Source organism: Aquabacterium sp., from assembly GCF_004297345.1.
GTDB lineage: Bacteria > Pseudomonadota > Gammaproteobacteria > Burkholderiales > Burkholderiaceae_C > Aquabacterium.
This window is the reverse complement of sequence record NZ_SCTN01000354.1, coordinates 1-4,851: the sequence shown is the minus strand read 5'-3', so window position 1 is coordinate 4,851 and position 4,851 is coordinate 1. Positions and strand designations below refer to the sequence as shown.

Here is a 4,851-nt window from a genome sequence, read left to right as displayed (position 1 = left end):
AGATCAACGCAAACCGCCCGTCGCCCGTCAAAGTGAAACCTCCCGAGGTATGCGTTGATGGCAATTTGCTGGACAGATTCCCCGTCCACATCGTGGCGCCAGACTGCAACACGCCGTCAGTACGAAGCCATACCGAGCCGTTGTCGCTGACAGCAGCCACTTGAACGCCCTGAGGTAACCAGCCCAATTGCGTCCAGCCATCCCGCACGTCTGCCGAGTATGACCACTGCATGCCGTCTGGATCTACCGCCATCAGCATCCTGCCGGACGCACTGCGAACCATGGCAGATCCAGTTGTCGCACCAGCAACGGGCCTCAAGCGATAGCCTGGCTCCGCCACGTGGGGCGCATCTGCCAGGTCCCAATCCCAAACAACAGACGAGGCGCCAGAGATCCAGGCGGTACCCCTGTCCTGCCTGTCGCCCAACAAGCTGCCAAATGCACGACCGTCTGCCAGGAAAACCAGCGCCTTGCCTGACACAGGTACTTGCGCGTCAAACAGGGCTCCCGGCTGGCTTGGGAGGTAGTCCCACATCATGCCCCGCCCCAGGGGCGCCAGGCTGACCGGGTCATACCCGATCACATCACGCCCTGCGACGGCATACAGACGCACATCGTCTGAGCGCATGGCCACGTCGATGACACCATCCAAGGTACTTTGCGACAGTTGCCAGTTGCCGCTGCCGTAAGCCCAGCGGTACACCTGACCTTGTCCAGCCCAATACAAGGCTTTCAGGGCCGGTGAATAGACGGCTGGCCGGTAGCTGCCAAATGGCAAGGTCAGATAAGCCGACGGCACTGTAGCAACCGCCACGACGGGAATCTGAACTTGTGTCTGCACCAAGGCCGTTGTCAAAGACACCGTGATCGCCTGACCGGGCGTGGCGCCAGAAACGTCCAGCACCAATCGCTCGTCGATGGTCAACAGACGTGGGTCTGTCACGCGGGACATGGCGTCAACCGAAGCACCCGTCACCTTCAGTTGTCCTGCCGCCAACATCTGCGCGAAATTGGCAAACATGGTGAAACGCCCTGAGATGAAGATCCGCCCCTTCGGGCCCACCAGGCTGCCGCTGGATACGCCACGGACCACAGAGACATCGTTCAGCAGATGTACAGGCCATTTCACTGGCAAGGTGCCCGGCCGATTGACACGAACGTCGATCGCGCCGTCCTGCCAGCTGGGCAATTGACTCAGATAGGCTTTGTCTACACGAACCTCCAGCGTATCTACGCCGGTGGTGCCGGATGCGCGGGTCACGATCAACCATGGCACCTCGGATACCGCAGTCCAAGTGGCTGCCACGCCATCATAGGTTCCCACTTTCGCGGAGGTCAGCAAGACTTGATCCGTGCTGGTATCGGTCACCCAAAGAGTGGGAAAGGGCTTGCCCTCGCCTACGCTGAAAACCCCGTTGACTGTGGCAGAGACCGGGATCTCCAGGCGCCCACCTGCTGCGCCGGCATCAAAGCGCAGCACCGTCTGGTACGTACCGTTGATAGCACCCACCGCATTCACGCTCACTTCAAACTCATCGTTGCCAAGGTCCTTGAGCGAGAAGACAGCCGGCGCATTGATCAAGGCTGGAGGCGTCCAGACATCTGTCCAGGTTGGCCGTTTGACCTTCACCCTTGCGGATGCGTTGCCCCCCTGCTTCACATTGAAGTCCAGTGATGATTGATCGGCGCTCAGCGCGACCTCACCGCCTGCAGGCGCCGACACCACGTAGCTCACGTCCACCGTTCGGCGATATCGACTGTCCGAATCGCTTTGCAGCAAAATCTTCGCGGTGTAGGTTCCTGCCTTGGCCTGGACCGTGCTGATATTCAGATCGGCACCGCTCAACGTTGCGTTGATCACGCCATACGACGAGGCCTCGACCAACTGTGCCGTGACCTGCCCAGCCTCAGCCGGGATGTCCACATGAAGCACCTGACTTGGCGCAGCCTCACGGCCTGAACGCTTCAACGCCGCGGTAGAAGGAACATGGATATTGGGCTTGATGGCATAACGCACCGGCACCTTGTAGGGGCTGCCTTCAAACTCACTGGCGCAATTCTGATCGCGGCAGATGTGCAGGAGGATTTCCGACTCGTAAGTACCGGCCGGCAAATCACCAGTGAACTGAAGCACCACCTCGAACGTGGTCTCACTGGTGAATTGAGCATCCCCGGAAGCAACCAGCTGGCCGTTTTCCTCGGCTCCGACCCAATAGTCGGTGCCAGATGGCGTGGTGATCGTGGCGACGAAACGGCCTTCAGCCTGCACGCCTTCAACGGAGGACGGATTGAGCAAGGCCGGCGCAACCGCCACAGTCGGCGCATTGCCATTGACGCCCCCTTGGCTCGACGGTGTCGCGGATGGATTCGAGCTACCGCCACCTCCGCCGCCGCAAGCAACCAGTGACAAGGCCATGACCGCATGGCCCAGGAAGTGCATGTATTTTTTCATTTGCCGCCCTGAATCAGGCCCACCACACCCGTCTGACTAACGGAAAGCGGCCTGTGCGCCTATTATCCCCTACGCAAGGGCGTGCAAGTGGCGAGGTCAAACCGCGCGGCGCCACACCCAACGCGTCACCTGAGCTGGCCCCTGGTGGAAGGGGCCTTCATCCAGCGTGACACGGCCTTCCAGGCCTGTCAGTTCTTGCCCAACTACGCCGCTGGCTTCGGCATCCCGGCGCAGATAAGCCACCGTGTAGAGCATGTCGGCATCCTTGGGGCCGCCGCTGCTCAGTCCGATCTGTGTGGGATGAAAGGCTTCCAGAATCAGATGCCCGCCCGGCTTCAGCGCCTGCAGCATCGCGGCATGAATGCCCGATCGTTGCGATGACGGCAGGTGCAGATAAACCAGCACGACCGCATCCACAGAAGCGGCAGCAGGTGTCCATTCGGTCAGATCCTTGTCCAGCGTTTCCAGGCGCACGCTGCGTTGCGCCGCCAGCTTGCGCGCCTTCGCCAGGCCAACATCCGAGCAATCCACCGAGGTGACCACATGGCCCTGCTCTGCCAGCCAGACGCCGTTGCGGCCCTCGCCATCCCCTGGCACCAGCACGCGGCTGCCCTTGGGGATCAAGCCCGCTTGCTCGCGCAAGAACACATTGGGTTGCATGCCGTATTTGTAGGTCGTATCGCCAAACTTCTGATTCCAGAACTCACGCATCGCGTTCACCTTTTCTCGCATCTCATTGCTTTGCCTGAAGTTTGCCTTATCGCGCATGCATGTACGATCAAGGGGCTGTACTCGTTGCCCGCAGAGTGTTCATGACCGCCCACATCGCCCCCACCACACGCACACCGTCTGATCTGACCAGGGTCCTGCCCCCGGCTGATCCTTTGCGCGAGGTGCTGCACAACGAGGTTCATGCGCGCCCGCCTGCGCGCATCCGACTGCCAGCGCTGGTCGTGTACGTGGCCGTGCTTAACGAGGGCATCACGCGCGAGCAGGAGTGGCAGCACCTGAGGCAACTCCCGGGGCAAGACGAGCTTGCATTGGCGCAACTGCACGGCAACTTCCTGCGGCTGCGCTTTGCCAACCACACGCTCAAGTGGGAGCGCCACACCGAATTCACGCGGTACTCGATCGTCCAGGCCTTGCCGGGCCACGTGCTGCAGTCTGGTGACGAGGCCGAACTCCTGCGCTCGCTGGTGGTTGATCCAGCATGGCTGGCAGCCATTCCAGGCCGAACTGTGGCCGCCATCACCATGGCCATGATCAACGGCGATGTGGATGATGTACCTGCCATGCGCGCCACGGCTGAACCCTGGTTTGAAGGGCGCGAGACCGTCGTGTCCATGCTGGGCATCAAGCGCTCGTGCGTGTTCACGGACTTCCACCTGCGCGAAAGCGGCTTCGAGCGGCTGCTGGTCGTGTCCCCCGCCAATACTTCGGAGCTCCGCTCTGGCCGCACATCGCAACGCCTGCTGGAGCTGGAAACCTATCGCCTGATGGCCTTGCGTGGTCTGCCAGTGGCCAAGGACATCAGCGCCATGCTCACTGAATCGGAAGCCCAACTGGCTGCCATCACAGCGCGCATGGAAAACGCTGAAGCCTCCGATCAGGATTTGCTGACGCAGCTCATCCACTTGGCCGCACGCGTTGAAAAGGCAACGTCCGAGCACATGTACCGCTTCTCGGCCACACGCGCCTACTCAGGCTTGGTCGAGCAACGTATAGAGCAACTGCGCGAATCAGCCATTCCAGGTACGCAGATGGTGGGCGAATTCCTGCTCAAGCGCCTGTCACCGGCAATGGCCACCGTGCAAGCCACGGCTCAGCGGCTGGGCTCGCTGTCGCAACGTATCGAGCGCGCCAGCGCCTTGCTGCGCACCCGGGTAGACATCGCCACCGAGACGCAAAACCAGATGCTGCTGGAAAAGCTCACCAAAGGCCAGGAGCTGCAACTGCGCCTGCAAAGCACCGTGGAAGGCCTGTCGATCGCGGCCATTGCCTATTACGTGATCAGCCTGGTGCTTTATGGCGGCAAGGCAGCCAAGGCGATTGGCCTGCCCGTCAATCCGGAGATGCTGGCTGGCGCCATGATCCCGCTGGTGCTGTTGGCCATCTGGTGGGGCATCAGGCAGATACACAAGAAGCTGCACGCCGAGGCGCACTGAGCATTATTCAATGTGGGTGACTCAATCCCACTTCCAGCTCCAGATGAAGTCAACGGCGTTGTCATCACCCGCCTGGGCACGCACCGTGAAGCGCTGAGCAAGGCGGTAGATCAACTGCCAGTTGCCACTGGTGGCATTGAGGTTGCGCTCGTAACCCACGTACCAGTATTTGGAGACTTGCTTGCCCAGGTTGACCACGGTATCGCGCGCCGTCGAGCCCGCGCTTTCCGTCTG

At 61.0% G+C, this 4,851-nt stretch carries 4 protein-coding genes; 1 reads left to right on the top strand and 3 read right to left on the bottom strand.

Annotation, left to right across the window (positions count from 1 at the left end):
• Positions 1–2,452, bottom strand: a 2,452-nt coding sequence (locus EPO09_RS13020; RefSeq protein WP_290643750.1) for a hypothetical protein, incomplete at its 3' end; no start/stop codon positions are given.
• Between the two features lie 96 nt (positions 2,453–2,548).
• The gene (locus EPO09_RS13015) at positions 2,549–3,220 is read right to left on the bottom strand and encodes a bifunctional 2-polyprenyl-6-hydroxyphenol methylase/3-demethylubiquinol 3-O-methyltransferase UbiG (protein WP_290643749.1); all 672 of its coding nucleotides are present in this window, start codon (positions 3,218–3,220) and stop codon (positions 2,549–2,551) included.
• 44 nt (positions 3,221–3,264) lie between these two features.
• Here EPO09_RS13015 and EPO09_RS13010 point away from each other — a divergent pair, with 44 nt between their 5' ends.
• Positions 3,265–4,617, top strand: a complete 1,353-nt coding sequence (locus EPO09_RS13010) for a DUF3422 family protein (RefSeq protein WP_290643747.1) — start codon at positions 3,265–3,267, stop codon at positions 4,615–4,617.
• Positions 4,618–4,638: 21 nt separating this feature from the next.
• On the opposite strand, the gene EPO09_RS13005 is transcribed toward EPO09_RS13010, so the two are convergent.
• Positions 4,639–4,851, bottom strand: a 213-nt coding sequence (locus EPO09_RS13005) for a translocation/assembly module TamB domain-containing protein (protein ID WP_290643745.1), incomplete at its 5' end; no start/stop codon positions are given.